Annotated in this window: 16 protein-coding genes; 8 read left to right on the forward strand and 8 right to left on the reverse strand. The window is 46.1% G+C overall.

Annotated elements, in window-relative coordinates:
- The 4 genes from HMPREF2955_RS16555 to HMPREF2955_RS07640 all read left to right on the forward strand — a co-directional run.
- Window positions 1-229, forward strand: a 229-nt coding sequence (locus tag HMPREF2955_RS16555; protein ID WP_083317659.1) for a hypothetical protein, incomplete at its 5' end; no start/stop codon positions are given.
- A gap of 594 nt (window positions 230-823) precedes the next feature.
- Window positions 824-1,144, forward strand: coding sequence for a hypothetical protein (locus HMPREF2955_RS07630; protein WP_232213842.1), 321 nt, complete (start codon window positions 824-826; stop codon window positions 1,142-1,144).
- A gap of 205 nt (window positions 1,145-1,349) precedes the next feature.
- Entirely contained in the window at window positions 1,350-3,512 is a 2,163-nt protein-coding gene (locus HMPREF2955_RS07635) for a TonB-dependent receptor (RefSeq protein ID WP_070722374.1), read from the forward strand.
- A 46-nt stretch (window positions 3,513-3,558) separates the two neighbouring features.
- A complete protein-coding gene (locus HMPREF2955_RS07640; RefSeq protein ID WP_070722376.1) occupies window positions 3,559-4,593 on the forward strand; it encodes a hypothetical protein in 1,035 nt (344 codons plus the stop codon).
- A 129-nt stretch (window positions 4,594-4,722) separates the two neighbouring features.
- Here HMPREF2955_RS07640 and HMPREF2955_RS07645 read toward each other — a convergent pair whose 3' ends face one another.
- The 4 genes from HMPREF2955_RS07645 to HMPREF2955_RS07660 form a co-directional block, all read right to left on the reverse strand.
- Window positions 4,723-5,649, reverse strand: coding sequence for a hydrogen peroxide-inducible genes activator (locus HMPREF2955_RS07645; RefSeq protein ID WP_070722378.1), 927 nt, complete (start codon window positions 5,647-5,649; stop codon window positions 4,723-4,725).
- 280 nt (window positions 5,650-5,929) lie between these two features.
- The gene (locus HMPREF2955_RS07650) at window positions 5,930-7,330 is read right to left on the reverse strand and encodes a glycoside hydrolase family 57 protein (protein ID WP_070722380.1); all 1,401 of its coding nucleotides are present in this window, start codon (window positions 7,328-7,330) and stop codon (window positions 5,930-5,932) included.
- A 24-nt stretch (window positions 7,331-7,354) separates the two neighbouring features.
- Entirely contained in the window at window positions 7,355-8,623 is a 1,269-nt protein-coding gene (locus tag HMPREF2955_RS07655; protein ID WP_044260215.1) for a glycosyltransferase family 4 protein, read from the reverse strand.
- A gap of 18 nt (window positions 8,624-8,641) precedes the next feature.
- Window positions 8,642-10,588 (reverse strand): glycogen debranching enzyme N-terminal domain-containing protein, encoded by a 1,947-nt coding sequence (locus HMPREF2955_RS07660; protein WP_083317660.1) that lies wholly within the window; start codon window positions 10,586-10,588, stop codon window positions 8,642-8,644.
- A 254-nt stretch (window positions 10,589-10,842) separates the two neighbouring features.
- Here HMPREF2955_RS07660 and HMPREF2955_RS07665 point away from each other — a divergent pair, with 254 nt between their 5' ends.
- A complete protein-coding gene (locus HMPREF2955_RS07665) occupies window positions 10,843-11,547 on the forward strand; it encodes a Crp/Fnr family transcriptional regulator (RefSeq protein ID WP_070722383.1) in 705 nt (234 codons plus the stop codon).
- Here the strand turns inward: HMPREF2955_RS07665 and HMPREF2955_RS07670 are convergent.
- The 3 genes from HMPREF2955_RS07670 to gap all read right to left on the reverse strand — a co-directional run bounded on the left by HMPREF2955_RS07670 (window position 11,544) and on the right by gap (window position 14,532).
- The gene (locus HMPREF2955_RS07670; RefSeq protein ID WP_070722384.1) at window positions 11,544-12,476 is read right to left on the reverse strand and encodes a diacylglycerol/lipid kinase family protein; all 933 of its coding nucleotides are present in this window, start codon (window positions 12,474-12,476) and stop codon (window positions 11,544-11,546) included. The genes HMPREF2955_RS07665 and HMPREF2955_RS07670 overlap by 4 nt on opposite strands.
- Before the next feature lie 4 nt (window positions 12,477-12,480).
- Window positions 12,481-13,431, reverse strand: coding sequence for a tRNA (adenosine(37)-N6)-dimethylallyltransferase MiaA (miaA, locus tag HMPREF2955_RS07675; protein WP_070722386.1), 951 nt, complete (start codon window positions 13,429-13,431; stop codon window positions 12,481-12,483).
- Between the two features lie 81 nt (window positions 13,432-13,512).
- On the reverse strand, window positions 13,513-14,532 hold the full coding sequence (gap, locus tag HMPREF2955_RS07680; RefSeq protein WP_009229529.1) for a type I glyceraldehyde-3-phosphate dehydrogenase: 1,020 nt from the start codon (window positions 14,530-14,532) through the stop codon (window positions 13,513-13,515).
- Window positions 14,533-14,728: 196 nt separating this feature from the next.
- Here gap and mscL point away from each other — a divergent pair, with 196 nt between their 5' ends.
- Both mscL and HMPREF2955_RS07690 read left to right on the forward strand, forming a co-directional pair.
- A complete protein-coding gene (mscL, locus tag HMPREF2955_RS07685; RefSeq protein WP_070722388.1) occupies window positions 14,729-15,121 on the forward strand; it encodes a large conductance mechanosensitive channel protein MscL in 393 nt (130 codons plus the stop codon).
- 193 nt (window positions 15,122-15,314) lie between these two features.
- Complete coding sequence (locus tag HMPREF2955_RS07690; protein WP_070722391.1) at window positions 15,315-17,855, forward strand: endonuclease MutS2; 2,541 nt, start codon at window positions 15,315-15,317, stop codon at window positions 17,853-17,855.
- 104 nt (window positions 17,856-17,959) lie between these two features.
- On the opposite strand, the gene HMPREF2955_RS16220 is transcribed toward HMPREF2955_RS07690, so the two are convergent.
- A complete protein-coding gene (locus tag HMPREF2955_RS16220; protein ID WP_019187887.1) occupies window positions 17,960-18,133 on the reverse strand; it encodes a hypothetical protein in 174 nt (57 codons plus the stop codon).
- 223 nt (window positions 18,134-18,356) lie between these two features.
- Here HMPREF2955_RS16220 and HMPREF2955_RS07695 point away from each other — a divergent pair, with 223 nt between their 5' ends.
- The gene (locus HMPREF2955_RS07695) at window positions 18,357-18,824 is read left to right on the forward strand and encodes a hypothetical protein (protein WP_070722393.1); all 468 of its coding nucleotides are present in this window, start codon (window positions 18,357-18,359) and stop codon (window positions 18,822-18,824) included.
- The last annotated feature ends 755 nt before the right edge of the window (window positions 18,825-19,579 follow it).

Consider the following 19,579-nt stretch of genomic DNA (forward strand, 5'->3'; position numbering starts at 1 on the left):
CCCGCTTTTAGCCCCTAAAATCTCACTTTTTAACGAAAACTTCGTCCTTTCGGGACATATCTCAATATCTAAAAAATGGTTTGTTTATACCATTGCGGCGTATATTTATGCTTTTTGCCTTACATTTTGTACTGCGTTTAGCACCTTTTTACCTTGCATTTTGCACCAAAACGCACTGCATTTTGCACCAAAACGCATTGCGTTTTGCACCATATTGCACTACATTTAGCACCAAATAGCCCCAAAATGGGTGCAAATGGCGGTTCTTTATAATAAATATTCATCTTGCCAGCATTTACAACTACCCCCCTTTTGCACCTAAACCAACCTTCGCGAGAATCGATTTTTTGCGGCAAGATAGGCGGTTGGTGGACAGAAAGGGTACTCATAATGTTAAATTTAATACCGAATAGTTTACAAATATTCGAGGATCGAGTTGCCTTTTAAACAAGACAAAGTTGGAATGGACATCGTTCCCACCAACTAACACCGTAGCAGTTGTTAAACAGTAAGCGGCAAAGGGAGTGGTCTAGGCTATTGCAGGAATGACTCCTACCAAAAGACCTGTGAAAAGGAAAGGGCTAATCTCAAAACCATGTTGGCCTAGGCGCCCCATCACTTACAGAACGGCGGTTATGGTGGGCTACAACAACAAGCATAAACCTCATGAAGATTGGGGTTAAGCGTTAAATAAAGCTAACAATCAGGGTGTTTAGAAACAAGGTTCGTTCTTTTGTCGTATTTTTGCAAGGTGAATAGTTGTGCGCCGTAAACAAGGGTGCACATACTTGGTTGCCGGTAGGCACAATCAATGGTTTAGCACATGAACAAAAACAAACACATCAGACGTTTTCTTGCATGGATGTTCATTGTAACATTCATGTCGGTGTTTGTTATCAAAGACTTTCATGCACACGAAGACCATTCTTCGAAGGTGCATCTCGCATGCGACGGCACGACAAAAGCCCTAAAATCATCGTGTTTCATCTGCGACTTTGTCATGCACAACGCTGGCGCGCCCATACTACAGGTCTATCAGCCAGCAGTGTTTGCCACCATCCTCACACCTTACATTTTCACCCAACAAGTTGTTTACCGCCATGTTGAAGCGGTAAATAGCCACTCGCCGCCTACACGCGCTTAACTTTTCCAGCCATTACACCCCCATTGCATCCATATCAGTGGGACAAATGCGCCTTTTCGGATAGGTATAATGGGCTGCATTTACATTTTAATCACAGGCGGCCGAACAAGGTTCGGCCGACTCCTCCAATCAGTAATTGTACACTGTTTGCTTGACGTGCCAAAACGATAAATCGCTATGCACGCAAGCTAACACACATTGACGTATGGTTAAAAGAACTTTTCTTTGCGTCGCACTCGTTGCGAACATTGCGCTATGGGCTACAGCAAAGGTGCAAAGCACCGCACAACCCAACTTGTTAAGCCAACAAACCGACACGACAACAAACATGAACAAAAAGAGCAACAAGTCGGTTTTTGGCAAGGAACACAACATCAAGGAGGTTGTTGTAACAGGCGTGCGCCAACAAGCCAGCATCAACAGCGTAAGCGACAGGATAGGCGAAAACCTTATCGATCGCTCTATGGGCAAATCGCTTGCTTCCATTCTCGAACATGTTAGTGGAGTAAGCTCCATTCAGACAGGGACAACGGTGGCCAAGCCCGTTATCAACGGCATGTATGGCAACCGAATACTCATCGTTAACAATGGGGCGCGGCAGACTGGACAGCAATGGGGAGCCGACCATGCACCAGAAATTGACCAAAACAGCAGCGGTTCTATCGAGGTTATCAAAGGGGCAGAGTCTGTAAGGTATGGCTCTGAGGCTTTGGGCGGAATAATCGTGATGAACCAAAAGGCACTACCTTATGGGCTAAGTGGCGTTTCAGGCCACTTACGAACGCTCTATGGCAGCAATGGCAAACGCTATTCTGTTGTGGCACAAGCAGAAGGGACGATGCCTTTCAACAATAGTTTGGCTTGGCGACTGCAAGGGACCTACGCCAATTCGGGCGACCAAAGCGCAGCCAAATACCTGCTTAACAACACCGGTTATCGCGAACACGACTTCTCCGCATCATTGGGCTGTAAGTACAACAACCTTAAATTGGAAGGCTATTACAGCATGTACAACTTAAAGTTAGGTGTTATGCTAAGCGCACAAATGGGTAGCGAAGACTTGTTAAAGCAGCGTATAGAACTGGGGCAACCTGTGGAAGTATCGCCATACACCAGGCATATCGACTACCCTTTCCAGCATGTCGTTCACCATACGGCCATTGGTAAGGCCTTTTTCGATGCGGGCAAGTACGGCAACTTTCAATGGCAGACTGCCTTTCAGTACGATGACCGCAAAGAAAACCGCATCCGAAGGATGAACCTTTCGGATATTCCCGCCGTTAGCCTGTTCCTTACATCATTTCAAAACCAACTGAAATGGAATTTGGCCTACAACAGATGGAACACCGAGGCCGGCGCATCTTACTTGCACGTTCGTAACCGCAACCAAGCGGGAACGGGCGTTGTGCCCCTTATCCCGAACTATACCGAGTACGACTTAGGCATTTATGCCATACAGAAGTATCGCCACGAGAATTGGACAGCAGAGGCAGGCATACGCTTTGACAACCAAGAAACGCGTGCGTCGGGCTACGACTATACGGGTAAGCTCTATGGCGGGCACCACATTTTCAGTAACTTCTCGTACAATCTTGGTACGAGCTATCGTTTGAACGAGCAGTTGAAACTAACCTCTAACTTAGGTTTGGCGTGGCGTGCACCACACGTGCACGAGCTTTACAGCAACGGAAACGAGCTGGGTTCGGGCATGTTCGTCATGGGCGACTCAACCATGCACTCGGAACAGAGCACAAAATGGGTTACATCGCTATCCTACCGCTCTGCCTTTGCAGAGGTTAGGGTAGATGCCTACCTGCAATGGATAAACGGTTACATCTACGACGAACCAGAAAGAGGCAAGTATGTCACGGTGATTTCAGGTTCATATCCGCTTTTCCAATACAAGCAAACCGATGCCTTCCTCCGAGGGGTAGACTTCGATGTGCGGCTAAAACCCATGCAACACTTGGAATACCACCTGCTTTCAGGCCTTATCTGGGCCAACGAAAAGCGCACAGGCAACTATCTGCCCTATATCCCATCGGCGCGTTTCGACCACGACTTGACCTGGGAAGGCATTCGCGTGGGTAAGGGCAACGCATGGTTACAATTAAAGCACAGGCTGGTTTTAAAGCAGACGCGCTTTAACCCCGCGAGCGACCTCATCGACTTTACACCTCCCACATACAACCTCTTCGGGTTTGAGGCAGGCATAGAATGGCCGCTTAGCGATCGAAATAAATTGCGTGTGCTGTTGGCTGCCGACAACCTCTTTAACAAAGAATATAAGGAATACACCAACCGCTCGCGTTATTACGCCCACGATATGGGGCGCGACATACGGCTCTCCATCGGCTGGTTCTTCTAAAAAAAACAACAAACATTGACAATTAAACAACAAAACTAATAAGGTTATGAAAAAGAATTTTTTCAAATCAATGCTGGCACTATCTTGTGCTGCATTATTCGCACTAGCATTCACCGCTTGCGACAATAAAGTGGACACACCGGTTGACGAAACCAAAAACAAGTTACACGAAGACCCCGTGAAGGTAACTGTGCAGCTGGTTCAAGGCCACATGCACGCCAATTGGCTTTACGTTGACACGGAGGGAGGATTCCACCAAGACTCTGAATCGAAAGCAAAATACCTGAAACGCATCCAAGAAATAACCTACGAGGTAAAGCCTGGCAAAGGTTGGACGCTAGCAGAAGGCAGTGCCGACAAGTTCTATGTGGTGAAAGCCCACGATTATAGTACAGAAAAAGGGTTCGAAAATCCCGCCCCTGTTTATCTCTTGTTCATCAAATACTATAACGCCAAAGGCGAATACATAAACGGACAATTTGTGAAAAATGGTCAGGACGCCATTCACCAACACTTCTTTACGGTTGAAAACGTGAAAGAACTGATGAGCGGAAAGGACGTATCCAATAAGCCCAACACCCCAGATTACATCGCTTACAAATACACAGACACCACACCCTGGGACAAAACGGTGAAATACGACGGTGCCAAACTGACTGGCACCACCAATCCCATCGGGCTTAAAGGGGTGATGAAATTTTTGAAAGACGATGTAACGATGGACCTCCGTATTAGGCTATATCATGGATTTCAAGGAAAGAAGGACCCTCGCACGGGTAAATTCAGTCCCTATTATCGTTTCTCGCCCATGCAGTTGCAACAGGGAACCTGGGACATAAACTTCACCGTTCCTGTGGTGGTGTATGCAGATAGGGAAGATTACATCGGAGAAGATACCTTTAAGGAGGACATGGACATTGACAATTTTCCAGAAAATGGTTTTAAAGAAGATGTAAGCAACAAACTGATTCACCGCATTATGAAAGCCCTTAACCTTTCATGGACAGAGGCTCTTCGCGATTATCACAAGTCCATCTTCACAACAGCACCACACGACTTAGGCAAAGGCATTTGGTTGTAAGGCTTTTACAAGGGGCCATACAGAACTGCCCATTATAATGAACAACGTGCGTTTCGATACAAGCGAAACGCACGTTGTTCGTTTATTGTTCTCCGCTACATCAGAACATGCAATCGGGAGAAACGTATTCTATATCTTTTTCTGCGTCTGCCTCAACGTCAGCATGTCCTTAGGTACGCTCGCTTGTATCTCTTCAACAAGCAGGCTGCGCAGTGTTTTGCGAATAAAGTTCTTGCCGGTTATCATCACAATCTCGCGTGTTGGCACAGGGATGGCAAAGGGGCGCACAAGGCATTTGTGGGTTTCGTCTAGCTGGTGCACGGCCAATTCGGGTATGAAGGTAATGCCCTTGCCGCTTTCAACAATACGCATGAACGTTTCGATGCTGCCTAAGGTATAGGCTTTCTTGGCAGCCGATGCTGCTTTAAGGTGGCAAAACTTCACCAATTGGTCGCGAAAGCAATGCCCTTCATCAAGCAACCACAGATATTCGCCCGTTAGGTCGGCTGTTTTTATGCTCTCTTTGCTGAACAACGGGTCGCCATCGGCCACGTATGCAAAGAACTGTTCGTAGAACAACGGCAGGCTATCAAACTCGTCCAATCCCTCTAATTGTGCCAATATGCCCGCATCTACATCGCCCCGAACCAAGGCCCGTTTCAAGTCTTCGGTCTTCATCTCCACGATGCGCACATCCATATCGGGATATTTGTTCATCAGTTGAGGGAAGAAACGTGGTATAAGATAGGGCGCGATGGTGGGTAAGATGCCGATGGTGAACGTTCCGAGCAAGGAATGTTTCTCCTCTTCCACCGTCTCTTTGAGCTTTCGCGCACGCAGCAACACTTTCCATGCCTGTTCCACAACCAATCGCCCTGTGGGTGTTGGGGCGATGGGCTGACTCTTTCTGTCGAATATTTTCAGTCCTAACTCGTCTTCTAACTTCTGCACCATCGAGCTTAATGTTGGCTGCGTAACGCCACAATATTCGGCAGCCTTGGCAAAATGGCGGAACCTAAACACCGCCATCACATATTCTAGTTGTTGTAAAGTCATTCTATCTATATTGTTTTGCGTGATACAAAGTTACAACATTAAAGCAACAACACCAAAGTTTCTTGATAATTAAGATTTGCAGATGGGCAATGGCGCAAACAAGTAAGTGCCAACCGTATTACATCTGGCAGTAGACAGAATGCAAACGCGAGCCTAGGCCAGGGCCTAAGCTCGCGTAACTAATAATTTACCTAGCAAGTGGGCACTTAAAAGAATTTGTTGTACCAACAACACTTGGTAAAAAGTATGTAGGAAGAATGTAGGCTATCTTATTGCCCTTTTACTTGCCTTCTGTTTTTGGGGCAACCTTCTTGGCAGTGGCACGCTTTGCTTTTGGTTTCACCTCTCCCTTATCCAGCATGGCGCGGAGCTTATCGTCTTCGGCCTCAATCTTGGCAATTTTGGTTTGCAAACGAACAATCTCCTTTTCTTTCATTTCTATTTCATCGCCTTGGTTCTTAATGGTTGTGAGTAAGCCATTCAGTTCTTCGTTGCCGATGTCTTCGGGATAAAGGCTGTTTACCCTGTTGATGAAGTCGCCAAGGATATTCATATAATTGGTGAAAGCGTCGAACGGACTGCTGTAAATGCCGCGGTCGATAGCCACTCCCGTATTCTTGGTGGTCATAAAGCGGAAGTTGTTAGAGGCTTGCAGATAGTCCCAATCTTGGTTGATGCGCGAGTCGTTGGCAATTCTCACCCTATCGGCCACGCTATATAGCTTGTTGAAAGCCTCGCGTTGCATGGGATTACCCAGCCAACTGCTCACATCGCGTTCTTCGTCAATCCACGACAGGGCATACGGAACGTCTAAAGCGGCCACGCTTTTCATCTTTGCACATATCTCGGAGGGTGTTGAGAAGTTTATTCCTGCTTGTTTGGCACAAACGGGTATGGCTTTCAGGAACTCTAAGATGTTGCTTGATAAAGGCTGCGCAATACCCAAAGCCGAAAGTTCCATAAAGATGTTGATAACTTGCTCCTCTTCGGGCAAAGCTGCTATCTTGCCAACATACCTGTCTGCGAAGAGTGGATACTCGTCCCACTCGCTGTTGTTAAAGCGCAACGACACGTCATCGCTTAAACGGATGTCGCGCAAAAGCAGTTTCAGATTGGGTGCCATGTTGCAATGGTAGAGATAATGGGGCGACTTCCAACCCAATACGTGCTTGGCTCCCTCGGTTAACATGCCCTTAAAGCCCATGTGCGAAGCCTTCAACCCAATGTCGTCGTTATAGATGAGCGAAGAGTTTCGCAACACCTTGGGTTCTTGTCCGAAGTATTCCTTTATCTTTTGGCATTGTTTCTTTACTTCGGCCTCAAAACTGTCTTCGTTGATAAGCGATGCCAAACCATGGGAATAAGGTTCGGCCAAGAATTCTACACAGCCTGTATCGTTTAGTTCTTGCAGCTTGTCCAACACTTGCGGTGCGTGCATTTCCAATTGTTCGATGCCCACACCTGAAAGCGAGAAGGCAACCTTGAAGTACTTGCCGTTGGCCTTAATCATGTCGAGTAGTGCATTTAGCGCAGGCATATAAGAGCGTTCGGCAATGTCGGTTATGGTTCGTTCGTTCTCGAAGTCGTCGTAATAGTAGTGGTCGGTACCGATATCGAAAAACCTGTACCGCTTGAGATGGATAATTTGGTGTATCTCAAAATATAAACATATCGTTTTCATCGTTTTATTGTTTTAAAGGCTGCATTAGTTCTTGTTAATTGTTCTCTCGTAAAGCGTGCGTATCCAAAGACCAACTTTCTCCCAAGTAATTTGGTCTACCTCGTTTTTTCCCTCTTCTTGGAGGTAATGGAACAGGCTATCGTTGTGGCAAATGGAGTAAATGGCGTCGGCCATGGCGTGTATGTCCCAATAGTCTACCTTGATGCAATTGGTCAATATCTCCGCGCAACCGCTTTGTTTGGAAATGATTGAGGGCGTTCCGCATTGCATGGCCTCGAGAGGCGAGATGCCAAAAGGTTCGCTTACAGACGGCATTACATATACATCAGAGGCTTTGAGGCACTCGTAAACCTGCTTGCCGCGCATAAATCCAGGGAAATGGAACCGGTCGGCAATGCCGCGGTTGGCAGCCAGATAAATCATTTGGTCCATCATGTCGCCCGAGCCAGCCATACAGAAACGCACGTTTCGGGTGCGGTGCAACACCATAGTGGCCGCCTCAACAAAGTATTCGGGTCCCTTTTGCATGGTGATGCGTCCAAGGAAGGTTACAACCTTTTCCTTATTATCGTGATTGGGGCGTGGAATGTCTTGCAGTTCTTGCGCCAAGGGATATACGGCGTTGTGCACGGTAAAACACTTACGCGGGTCTTGATGGTACTGGTTGATAACCGTTTGGCGAGTAAGTTCAGACACGCACATTATGCAGTCGGCGTTGTCCATACCATCTTTCTCGATTGAATAAACCGTTGGGTTTACCTTTCCGCGCGAACGATCGAAGTCGGTAGCATGTACATGGATGCAAAGCGGCTTGCCCGACACCTGCTTGGCATGAATTCCCGCGGGATAAGTGAGCCAGTCGTGTGCGTGAATGATATCGAACGACTGCTGCCTAGCCACTACGCCTGCAACGATTGAGTAGTTGTTAATCTCTTCGTGCAGGTTGTCGGGGTAGCGTCCGGAAAACTCCACGCAACCCAGGTCGTTCAAGTTCATGTAGTTGAAGTCGGCATATATGTGGTCTCTCAATTCATAATAATATTCGGGAGACATTACGTTGCCTAACCTTTCTTTAAGATAGTCGTAGTTTACGTCGCGCCATGCCACGGGAACGCAGTTCATGGCCACGATGTTGGCGGCGTTCTTGTCTTCGTCGCCCCAAGGTTTGGGCAGGCAGAAAGTTATTTCCATGTCGCCTTGGGCATGCAACCCTTCGGTGATGCCAAAGCTTGCCGTACCAAGACCGCCTAAGATGTGAGGAGGATACTCCCAACCAAACATTAGTACTTTCATTATTCAGTTCCTCCGTTGTTATTGATATGAGTATTTTTCAAGTAGTTCTAAAGTTCTCAGTATTTCGCCTACGTTCATGGCGAACGATATTGCGCCACGACCATGGAAAGGAGGGTTGCCATCGAATAGTTCGGGAATGGTTCCGAGACAATGGTAGAACATCTCATCTTCGTAGCCAACCATCTGTCTTTCGATAAAGCTTAGGCGCGTACGCTTATAGAGTTTGAGGCACGCTTCCATGTAAAATCCGCCCAACCAAGGCCATGCGGTTCCCTGATGGTAGGCATAATCGCGTTGCAGCTGCGACCCTACGTACATGGGATTGTATCCTCCACTCTTGGGCGACAAGGTTCTAAGTCCCTTGGGGGTGAGCAACTCCCGCGTGCAGACATCAAGAACGCTCTTCTTTTGGTTCAACTCTAATGGCGAATAGTCTAACGCAACGGCGAAAATCATGTTCGGACGCACGCTCCAGTCTACCATATTGCCGTCAACATAGTCGTAAAGGTAGCCGTATTCGTTCAAGAACGTGTCCACAAAGGCTTTCTTACACCGTTCGGCCATCTCTTCCAAGTTCTCTGTTTCGTGGGGTTCGCCCATGTCGGTGGCGATGGTTGCAGCGAATTTCAGTGCATTATACCACAGGGCATTGAACTCTACGATGTATCCGGAGCGAGGAACTGCGGGCTTGCCATTGATGGTTGAGTTCATCCAAGTTACGGCTTTGTCTTTTCCGTTGGTCCTAATAAGTCCGTTGTCGTCGAGTGTAAGGTTTGGATGCTTGTTACTCCTTATATATATAATGATGTCTTTAACCAGCTGTCCATACTTTTCAATGCAACGTTCCTTGCCAGTTTCTCGTCCATATTGCTGTATGGCCCAAATCGCCCACAACAAAACGTCGGGCTGTTCTATCTCTGCAATCTTGACAGTTAGGGGCTTGTCGTCCATAAACTCGCGCAAACCTCTTTCCGCAGTGCGCATAACCGCCTCGAAATAACTTTCTTCTTCAATGGCTAATGTTAAACCAGGCAAAGCGACGAAGGTGTCGCGTGCCCTGCACTTGAACCAAGGATATCCGGCTAGGATGTACTCGTCACCATCTCCCTCACTGATATGGAACTGGTGAGCAGCATTTATCAAACAGTGGAGAAAGTTGTCGCGAGGGCTTCTCTCATTCACCTCATCTTCAAACAATTGGCAGAGGCCTTTTGTTGAAAACTCTTTGATGGAGGCAGAGAACACGATGCTTTCGCCCTTTTTGATGTTCATTTCGAAGTAACCAGGCACATAGAGATCCTCGTTGGCATCGTAACCGCGTTCTTGTTCCTTAGGATATTCCAATCCACGATACCAATTTGGTTCGAACACAAACGTATTCTTCTTACTGAACTGCATGAACAAATCAGGATAACCTGCATACATGCAAGTCTTTATGCCGTTCTCCACTTCGTGGTACTCGCGTGACGCCACGGTGTTTTCGTGCGTGTACTCTCGCACGCTCCTAAATGCGAGGAAAGGTTTGAAACGCAGAGTGGTGGCCGAGTGCGCATCTTCTAAGGTGTATCGAATAAGTATCCGGTCCTCGAAGTGCTGGAAAACCATCTCCTTTCTCAGCAGCACTCCCCCAACCCTATACAAGGTTGTGGGCACCTTATCGCAGTTGAACTCGCGGATGTATTTGTGTCCGTTAGGACTGTACGTGTTTCCGCGGTACTTATGCACCCCAAGATTGAACACCGCGCCGTGTTGAACCACAGAGACATCGAGTGCAGAGAGCAGCACATGATTGTCGTCGTCGATTTCTGGAATTGGCAGAACGAGTAGGCCATGATACTTCCTCGTATTGCAATCCAGTATAGACGAACAAGCATACGCTCCCGACCTGTTAGTCCGCAGCAACTCTTTAGGTAACGTTTCCTCAAGATTGGTCATGAGGGATTTTTCAAATCGTATATAACCCATATAGCTATACTTTAAGGTTTAATTGTTAGTCATCAAGTTCAGAAGATTGGTTAGGATGTCAACTCTTCATCCGTCAAAAGTACAAAAATATCGGCTTTAACACAAATAAAAGCTGATGAAATTGCAAAAATAACCTTTTTTCTACTTCATTCAGATAAAAAAGAGAACAACAAACCCGCTCCTTAGAAGAAAAATGTGTAATTTTGTATGCAATTCTGTTAATCACTACAAGACTGAGTAAAGCCAGGAAAATTATGACAGCTAAAATTCTAGTATCAAGGGAGGAAGTGATAACCATCATTTCCGAACACTGGGCTCCCCTTTCGAAAGCCCAACAAGAACTGTTGGCCGACAATGTGCGGATTGTTACATTTACAAAGAACGACATCATATATAGAGGAGGTGAATCTCCACACGAAGTGATGTGCCTTGTGTCGGGTAAGGTTAAGGTATATAAGGATGGCGTTAATGGTAGAAGTCAAATTATCCGCGCTATTAAGGCTGTGGAATTTTTCGGTTATCGGGCTTTCTTCGCAGGCGAAGAATATAAAACTTCGGCTATGGCCATCGACACGTGCGTCGTTGCTTTCATACCTATCAAATTGGTGGTGAAGTTCATTCACGAAAATACGGCCGTCTCGTCTTTCTTCATTCGGCATTTGGCAAGATTGCTAGGCTCGTCTGATGAGCGAACGGTAAATCTTACACAAAAGCACATACGAGGACGACTAGCCGAGACGCTGTTGTTCTTAAAAGACAGCTATGGAGTGGAAGAAGACGGCTACACACTAAACATATATCTCAGCAGAGAAGATATCGCGAGCATGTCGAACATGACAACAAGCAATGCCATACGCACATTGTCCTCGTTTGCTGCCGAAAACATGGTTGCAATAGATGGCCGTAAGATACGCATCATGCAAGACGAAGAGTTGCGCAAAGTTAGCAAACTGGGTTAATCGGGTATCAAAAAGTTTATCACTTCTTGCTCTACCAAAATCTTAAACTCGCCAACGGGCGTGTTCATCGGCCTTCCATCAATGCCAACCAAGGCGTGATTGGCATCCATGAATTCTACCATACGTGTGCGGTAAGGGTGCACGCTACGATGATTTAAGAATTTACCACGCAAAAACAAGTAAATACCTTCAAACAATTTCATCATCTTAGGATGATACACCACCGACACATCCAATAATCCGTTGTAGGGAACTGCATTGGGCGTTTGACCGTACCCCAAAGCATTTCCAACGCAGATGGTCATTATCTTGCGGTTCAGCACTTCTTCATTAATTTTCAAACGCATCTTATATTCTAGCCGTTGGAAGGCCAGAAGTACGAAAGAGAAAAGGAAAGACAAGGTACGCGACCCAAAAAGGCGTCGTGTTTGCATGCGCAAGTTCATGATGGTGGCAATCAGCCCAACGTTTACGCAATTCAGAAAGTACCGCCGGCAGTTCTTTCCCTCCTTATTAATATAGCGAATGAGACCCAAATCTATCTTCCTTACGCGTCTTTTCTTCAACCATTTCACGATAGAGTCCACATCGCCGTCCTTCATTCCCCAGAAATGAGCAAAGTCGTTCATCAGTCCGTTGGGTATAACGCCCAACGCTATGCCGTCTCTCGTATCTTTGTCTACGCGCATCAGGCAGTTAACAGCATCGTTAAGGGCCGAGTCGCCCCCAACAACAACAATGGTTTGATAACCATTTTCGATGAACATGGTTACCAATCGCTCAACGCTATTGGCGTTTTCGCTCTGCACATAGTCAAAGTCGATGCCGTTGTCCATTAAACTACGTTCAACCTTACTCCAACGAACTCCTCTACTGTACATCCCTTTCTTGGGACAGTACAATATTGCCCATTTCTTGTTTGCTGCCATACTATTATCTTCTCTTTCCGTAAATAGTTTTGTCTTCTTGTTCCATCCACCTTTCAATTTGCACTAGCTTGTCGGCCATTGGCATGCTAGCGTTTAACCAGTGGATGTTAAACCCACGCCGTTCCATGCCTCTAAACCACGTCATCTGCCGTTTGGCAAACTGGTGAATGGCTATCTCCAACTGCTTGAACATATCATCATACGACATTTCTCCAACCACATAAGCTGTAACGTACTTGTATTCCAGCCCATAGTACATCAGGTCTTCTTTCGCAATGCCGTTCTTTTCAAGCAGTCCGCGCACCTCTTCTACCATCCCTTCTTCCAATCTGGCTTTCAGTCGAGCAGTTATTCGCTCTCTGCGTACGTCTCTGTCAACGTCTAATCCCACGATGAGCGAACTCACGGCTGGCAGCCTTCGTGTATCAACGGGACGGCGTAAGTTGTGAAATTCAATTTCTATTGCCCTTATGGCACGACTTATCGTATCAACATCCGTTTCGTTGTGCATTACCGAACCGTTCCTTGCCTTCAACCATATCAACAGCTCTTTTAACTCGGTTAACGTTCGTGCGGATAGTTTTTTGCGCAAGTTGTCGTCTTGTGGAACAGGCGACAAGGCGTAACCTTTCAGCACCGCCTCCATATAAAGACCCGTTCCGCCGCACAATATGGGCAGCACTCCCCTATGGGTAAGGTCTTCGTATGCGGCGTTGAAGTCTTCTTGAAACCTAAACAGGTTATACTTCTGCCCAGCATCCTCTATATCTATAAGGTGGTAAGGAATTAGTTTACCGTCCACATTATATTCAGACAGGTCTTTACCTGTACCAATATCCATGCCCCGATACACCTGTCTACTATCCGCGCTGATAATCTCGCCACCCGTTTTGGCGGCAAGATTAACAGCCAAGGCAGTTTTGCCACAGGCAGTTGGACCCAATATCGTTATCATCTTCACAAAGGCAAAGGTAATAAAAAAAGCCGTCCTAACTTATAGGACGGCTCGTTTTTGTTCAGTTTAACGCTAAAATAATTAGCCGTTAACCTTTGCCATGTGCTTAATCAGCTCAACAACCTTGTGCGAGTAGCCAATTTCGTTGTCGTACCAAGAAACCACCTTTACGAAGGTATCGGTAAGAGCGATACCTGCTTTGGCGTCGAAGATAGAGGTGCGAGGGTCGCCCAAGAAGTCAGAAGATACAACAGCGTCCTCGGTGTAACCCAGAACACCTTTGAGTTCGCCTTCAGAAGCCTCCTTCATGGCAGCGCAAATCTCCTCGTACTTGGCGGGCTTAGCCAAATTAACCGTAAGGTCAACAACCGAAACGTCGAGCGTAGGAACACGCATGGACATACCAGTGAGCTTGCCATTCAATTCGGGGATAACCTTACCTACGGCCTTAGCAGCACCAGTAGAAGAAGGAATGATGTTACCCGAAGCTGCACGGCCACCACGCCAGTCTTTCATAGAAGGACCGTCAACAGTCTTTTGTGTAGCGGTGGTTGAGTGAACCGTCGTCATCAAACCATCGGTGATACCCCATTTGTCGTTCAACACCTTAGCGATAGGAGCCAAGCAGTTGGTGGTGCAAGAAGCGTTAGAAACGAATTGCGTACCCTTTACGTAGGTCTTGTCGTTTACGCCAGTTACGAACATGGGCGTATCGTCCTTAGAAGGAGCCGACATAACAACATACTTAGCGCCTGCATCGATGTGTCCTTGCGACTTTTCCTTAGAAAGGAACAAGCCGGTAGATTCAACAACATATTCTGCACCAACCTCGCCCCACTTCAAGTCGGCGGGATTGCGCTCAGCGGTTACACGGATAACGTTGCCGTTTACGATGAGTTGCGACTTCTCAACGTCTGCCTCGATAGTGCCATTGAAGATACCGTGCATCGTGTCATACTTCAGCATGTATGCCAAGTAGTCTACAGGGCAAAGGTCGTTGATAGCAACAACTTGCACTTCTTTAGCGTTAGCCTCTTCGAGAGAAGCGCGGAAAACGAAACGACCGATACGGCCAAATCCGTTAATACCAATTTTAATCATCTTTGTTCTTATTTTTAATGGGTTAAAAATATGCGTGTGGGGGCATTTAGCAAGTTGACATTACAAAATGGTTTAACAAATCAAAATGTTAGCCTAAACAATGCTTTTTTTCCTCAATTGCACCGCAAAGTTACGAATTTATTTCTATATTTGCATTGGATTTCACAAATAATTATTATCAACAACAAAAAAAACAATGAGTAAATTTTTAAACGAGTTTAAAGACTTTGCCATGCGGGGTAACGTGTTGGATTTGGCAGTCGGCGTTATCATAGGTGGAGCTTTCGGCAAAATCGTCTCTTCTGTCGTAGACGACTTGCTGATGCCCGTTATCGGAATGTTAATCGGAGGGTTGGATTTCAAGGGATTGTCTATCACCATTGGTGAAGCTAAAATCATGTATGGCAATTTCATCCAGAATGTTATCGACTTCACGATTATAGCTTTCTGCATATTCTTGCTCATCAAGGGCATCAATTCTCTCTCGCGAAAGAAGGAAGAACCTGCCGCTCCCGAGGCTCCAGCAGAACCCAGCAACGAAGAAAAACTGCTTTCAGAAATTCGCGATTTGCTGAAATCAAAGCAATAATCACAGTTTCAACAAACCCACAAAAGCACCTGTCGAACATTCGTCGGGTGCTTTTTTATTGATGCAATGCGCCTAACACGGCACAACAATGCTAGGCGAAACATGAAAGCCTGTAACATGCCACACCGCGATTTAAAGCAGTATTTTCTCCCTTTGGTTTTGCCAATTCGATAATGTGAAGTAAATTTGCAGTATGATTTATCCGAATAACTTTGAGCAGAAAATTGGTTTCAACGAGGTTAGAACCTTGTTAAAAGGAAAGTGTCTGTCTACACTTGGCACCACCAAGGTAGACGATATGACCATGAGCCACAATGCCGACGAGATACAGACATGGCTTACACGAACGCGCGAGTTCAGGCTTTTGCAAACCCAAGCAGACGATTTCCCCCTTCAATACTTCTTCGACCTGCGCCCCACCCTTTCGCGCCTGCGCATCGAAGGGACACATCTCGATGAGCAAGAACTCTTCGACCTGCTACGTTCGCTCGACACCATCCACCAAGTAGTGCGGTTTCTCAACCGTACCACCGAGGGCCAAGTGGCTATCGAGGGTCAAAACGCGCGCTTTCCCTATCCTTCACTCCAACTGCTAACCGTAGAAGTGGCCACCTTTCCCGACATTGTGCGCCGCATTACGCAGATTGTAGACAAGTTTGGAAAGATAAAAGACAGTGCATCGCCCGAACTGGCGCGCATCAGGCGCGAGCTGGCGCAAACCGAAGGAAGTGTTTCGCGTATCCTCAACGCTATCCTCCGCAATGCTCAACAAGAGGGATTGGTAGAGAAAGACGTTACGCCTGCCATACGCGAGGGGCGACTTGTGATACCCGTTTTGCCTGGAATGAAACGCAAAATCGGCGGTATCGTCCACGATGAGTCGGCCTCTGGGCGTACGGTTTACATCGAACCGACCGAAGTTGTGGAGGCAAACAACAAGATAAGAGAATTGGAGGCAGACGAAAAAAAGGAGATTGTACGCATATTAAAAGAGGTGTCTAACGACATTAGGCCACACATCGCCCCCATGACGGCCTCCTATCAGCTATTGGCGCACATCGACTTTATCCGTGCCAAGGCAGAGTTGGCCCGAACCTTCAAGGCCATCGAACCGCAGATAAGCAACAAACCGCTCATCGATTGGGGGCAAGCCGTACATCCGCTATTAAGGCTTTCGTTAGAGAAACAGGGCAAAAGGGTTGTACCTCTTGATGTTACACTCACTCCACAAAAGCGCATACTCATCATTTCTGGCCCAAATGCGGGCGGCAAGTCCGTGTGCCTTAAAACCGTAGGTCTGCTCCAATACATGGTTCAATGTGGCTTATCCGTACCCCTGGGCGACACTTCGCGGGTGGGCGTGTTCCAAAACGTGATGATGGACATTGGCGACGAGCAAAGTATTGAAAACGATCTCAGCACCTATTCGTCGCATCTGCTCAACATGAAAATGATGATGAGGCATGCCAACGATAAGACCCTCATCCTCATCGACGAATTCGGAACGGGTACCGAACCGCTCATCGGTGGTGCCATAGCCGAGTCTGTGCTTACCCAGTTTTGTAACAAGGGTGCGTTTGGCGTCATTACCACCCACTATCAAAACCTAAAACATTTTGCAGATACGCACGATGGCGTGGCCAATGGAGCCATGCTCTATGATAGAAAGGAGATGCAGGCCCTCTTTATGCTGTCTATCGGACAGCCAGGAAGTTCGTTTGCCATTGAGATTGCACGCAAAATAGGATTGCCCGAAGAGGTAATACAAGATGCATCGCGCATTGTGGGCGAAGATTATATACAGAGCGACAAGTACTTGCAAGACATTGTGCGCGACAAACGCTATTGGGAAAACAAGCGAACCACCATCCACAAGCAAGAGAAAGAATTGCAGGCAACTATCGAACGTTATGAAAAAGACATCGAGGAGATTGGCAAAACACGGAAAGATGTGCTGAAACGGGCTAAAGAACAGGCTGAAGAACTGCTCCGCGAAAGCAACAAGCGTATAGAAACAACCATTCGCGAGATTAAGGAGGCACAAGCCGAAAAGGAACGAACTAAGCGTATTCGCGAAGAACTGAACGAGTTCCGTACCTCGGTCGAACAAGTAGACGCTGTTGCCAACGACGAATTTATCGCCAAGAAGATTGAACAGATAAAGCGTAGAAAGGAAAGGCACGAGAAACATATTAAGGAAAAGGCCGAGAAACAGAAGAAGGCTGCCGAGCAAATAAGGGAGGCTGTAAGCAAGAAACAATCGCCCATGGCCGAAATTAAGCCTGGCGATGCAGTAAAGATGAAAGGCCTTTCAACCGTTGGACGTGTAGAATCGCTCGACAATAACGGCATGGCCTTGGTGGTGTTCGGGGGTATGCGCTCTAAAATGGACGTCAAACGACTTGAACTGGCTACCCAAACGGAGAAAGAGCAAGCCAAACAATACACCATGAGTAGAGAAACGCGGCAAACTATCGACGAGCGTAAGAGCCACTTTCACCAAGATCTCGACATCAGAGGCGAACGTGGCGACGAGGCACTTAATGCCGTGATGCACTTCATCGACGATGCCATTCTTGTGGGCATGCCCCGTGTGCGCATCCTCCACGGCAAGGGCAACGGCATTCTTCGCCAACTTATCCGACAGTACCTAGCCACCGTACCCAACGTAACATCATTTAAAGACGAGCATGTGCAGTTCGGCGGTGCAGGCATTACGGTGGTCGACCTATAAGTTGAATGTTCTCATCACGCATAAACGTCCAAGGCTAAGTTTACTTGAACATGGCTGTGGCAGTAAACATATCTTTCGCGAAACAAGAAAAGAGTTGGCTGAAATCACACCATAATCATGTTATGGCCATTGATAAAAATAAAATGAATGCCTGCATCAAGCAGCAATTGCAAAGGACGCCTTATATATAAGGTGTCCTTTTCTTTCAACCCCCTTTTAAAGTAAACATATAATGCGGTGACTTCCATTTCTACTACAATCAGGAGACGTTCATCCATAGTTCTCGTTTAAATTGAACAATAAATAGGACAAAGCGAAGAAGATTGAAGATTATTGTAAAATAAAGTTGCTTTTATGATGAAGATGTAAAATTAAATCACTAATTTTGCAGCGTAAGTTGTGGCGGATTTCCAGACAAATCACCATGGGGATTGGCGCAGAACTCCTCTACAATATCATGATTCAACATTAATACACCATGGAAAAACTAAAAAAACATTTATGAAAACAACATTTTCTAAAACATCCAAGCTCATTGCATTGACAATGATGCTCCTCGTTTCGTTTACTGTTTTCACCGCTTGCGGCAGTGATGACGACGATGAATCTAACACTGTAAAAATTGATGGTCAAGAAACTAAGGTGGTCAGCATGACTGCCCAAGAAACTGATGAAGATGCAATCATTGTATTGGGAATAGAATCAATAGAGAAGAATGAAAGACCGTTAGAAACGCTTAACTTATCGCTCTCCACCAAGGATTATGGTAAAACTGTTCATTGCGAATCTAGTGGTATTACTAGTTCTCTTTTCGATAATACGGCTAAGTTAGATAGAGGAAGTCAATTTACGGTAAGTAAGAACGAAGATGGCGTTTACAAAATAACGTTCCAGTTAGCGCAAACTTTGGGAAAAAAGACAAGGACCGTAGCAGGAAAGTACGAAGGAAAGCCCAACACAGCCAAATAATTCAAGGAAAGCAGCTTAATATGCAGTGTTAGACAACTATTTGTAACATATCCATAAGTGGTGGTGTTAGCTAGGGCAGTGATTTAAATCCTGCGCAAGCTACATCACCACGAATTAAGGCCGTGTCCCTCCCCACTATATTATAGGGCCTGGAACACGGCCTTTTGAACTTATTTTGTAACTTAGTGGGTAAAACATGCCCTTTTGAAAGGTCAATAGACAAACCAATGCGCACTTTTAACTACCACTCACTAAAGCTCCGTAAGTGCAGAACCACAAGCATATATTAATGAAAGTCTGAAACAAAAAGGTTCTTAGATTGGCATAACTAACTGAAACATGAGTATCTTTATGTATTGAAGTCGTCTTGGTTTCTAATGTTTTATAAATTGAGAAAAGTTTGCCGTCTTTGTGATGCCAACACAAGATAAACACTCCTAATCATATACGATGTGCAGGACAAATCAACCATCGGCATGTCAACTCTCAGACTTATCAACTCAAAAAACATCAACTCACAAACTTGTCAACTCAAAAACTCATCAGCACTTCAACTCATCAGCTCATCAACATACAAACTCATATCAACTCACAAACTCACCCAATCACCAACTTATAAATTCATATCAACCCTCTTTAGCCTTTCTAGATTGGTCGTTGACTCATAATTTTTCATGCCCAAATACTCGCTTTTAGATCCTAAAAACCTACTTTTTAACGATTTTTCGCCCTATTCAGCCACGTGTTTCATGGTC

The organism is Prevotella sp. HMSC073D09 (genome assembly GCF_001814145.1).
Lineage (GTDB): Bacteria > Bacteroidota > Bacteroidia > Bacteroidales > Bacteroidaceae > Prevotella > Prevotella conceptionensis.

Bases quoted from the DNA above. Each gene is read 5' to 3' on its own strand.
- HMPREF2955_RS07635 (WP_070722374.1), top strand. From the start codon at position 1,350: ATGGTTAAAAGAACTTTTCTTTGCGTCGCACTCGTTGCGAACATTGCG.
- mscL (WP_070722388.1), top strand. From the start codon at position 14,729: ATGAGTAAATTTTTAAACGAGTTTAAAGACTTTGCCATGCGGGGTAAC.
- miaA (WP_070722386.1), bottom strand. From the start codon at position 13,431: ATGATAACGATATTGGGTCCAACTGCCTGTGGCAAAACTGCCTTGGCT.
- HMPREF2955_RS07640 (WP_070722376.1), top strand. From the start codon at position 3,559: ATGAAAAAGAATTTTTTCAAATCAATGCTGGCACTATCTTGTGCTGCA.
- HMPREF2955_RS07660 (WP_083317660.1), bottom strand. From the start codon at position 10,588: ATGGGTTATATACGATTTGAAAAATCCCTCATGACCAATCTTGAGGAA.
- HMPREF2955_RS07670 (WP_070722384.1), bottom strand. From the start codon at position 12,476: ATGGCAGCAAACAAGAAATGGGCAATATTGTACTGTCCCAAGAAAGGG.
- HMPREF2955_RS07690 (WP_070722391.1), top strand. From the start codon at position 15,315: ATGATTTATCCGAATAACTTTGAGCAGAAAATTGGTTTCAACGAGGTT.
- HMPREF2955_RS07665 (WP_070722383.1), top strand. From the start codon at position 10,843: ATGACAGCTAAAATTCTAGTATCAAGGGAGGAAGTGATAACCATCATT.
- HMPREF2955_RS07630 (WP_232213842.1), top strand. From the start codon at position 824: ATGAACAAAAACAAACACATCAGACGTTTTCTTGCATGGATGTTCATT.
- HMPREF2955_RS07695 (WP_070722393.1), top strand. From the start codon at position 18,357: ATGAAAACAACATTTTCTAAAACATCCAAGCTCATTGCATTGACAATG.
- HMPREF2955_RS16220 (WP_019187887.1), bottom strand. From the start codon at position 18,133: ATGGATGAACGTCTCCTGATTGTAGTAGAAATGGAAGTCACCGCATTA.
- gap (WP_009229529.1), bottom strand. From the start codon at position 14,532: ATGATTAAAATTGGTATTAACGGATTTGGCCGTATCGGTCGTTTCGTT.
- HMPREF2955_RS07645 (WP_070722378.1), bottom strand. From the start codon at position 5,649: ATGACTTTACAACAACTAGAATATGTGATGGCGGTGTTTAGGTTCCGC.
- HMPREF2955_RS07655 (WP_044260215.1), bottom strand. From the start codon at position 8,623: ATGAAAGTACTAATGTTTGGTTGGGAGTATCCTCCTCACATCTTAGGC.
- HMPREF2955_RS07650 (WP_070722380.1), bottom strand. From the start codon at position 7,330: ATGAAAACGATATGTTTATATTTTGAGATACACCAAATTATCCATCTC.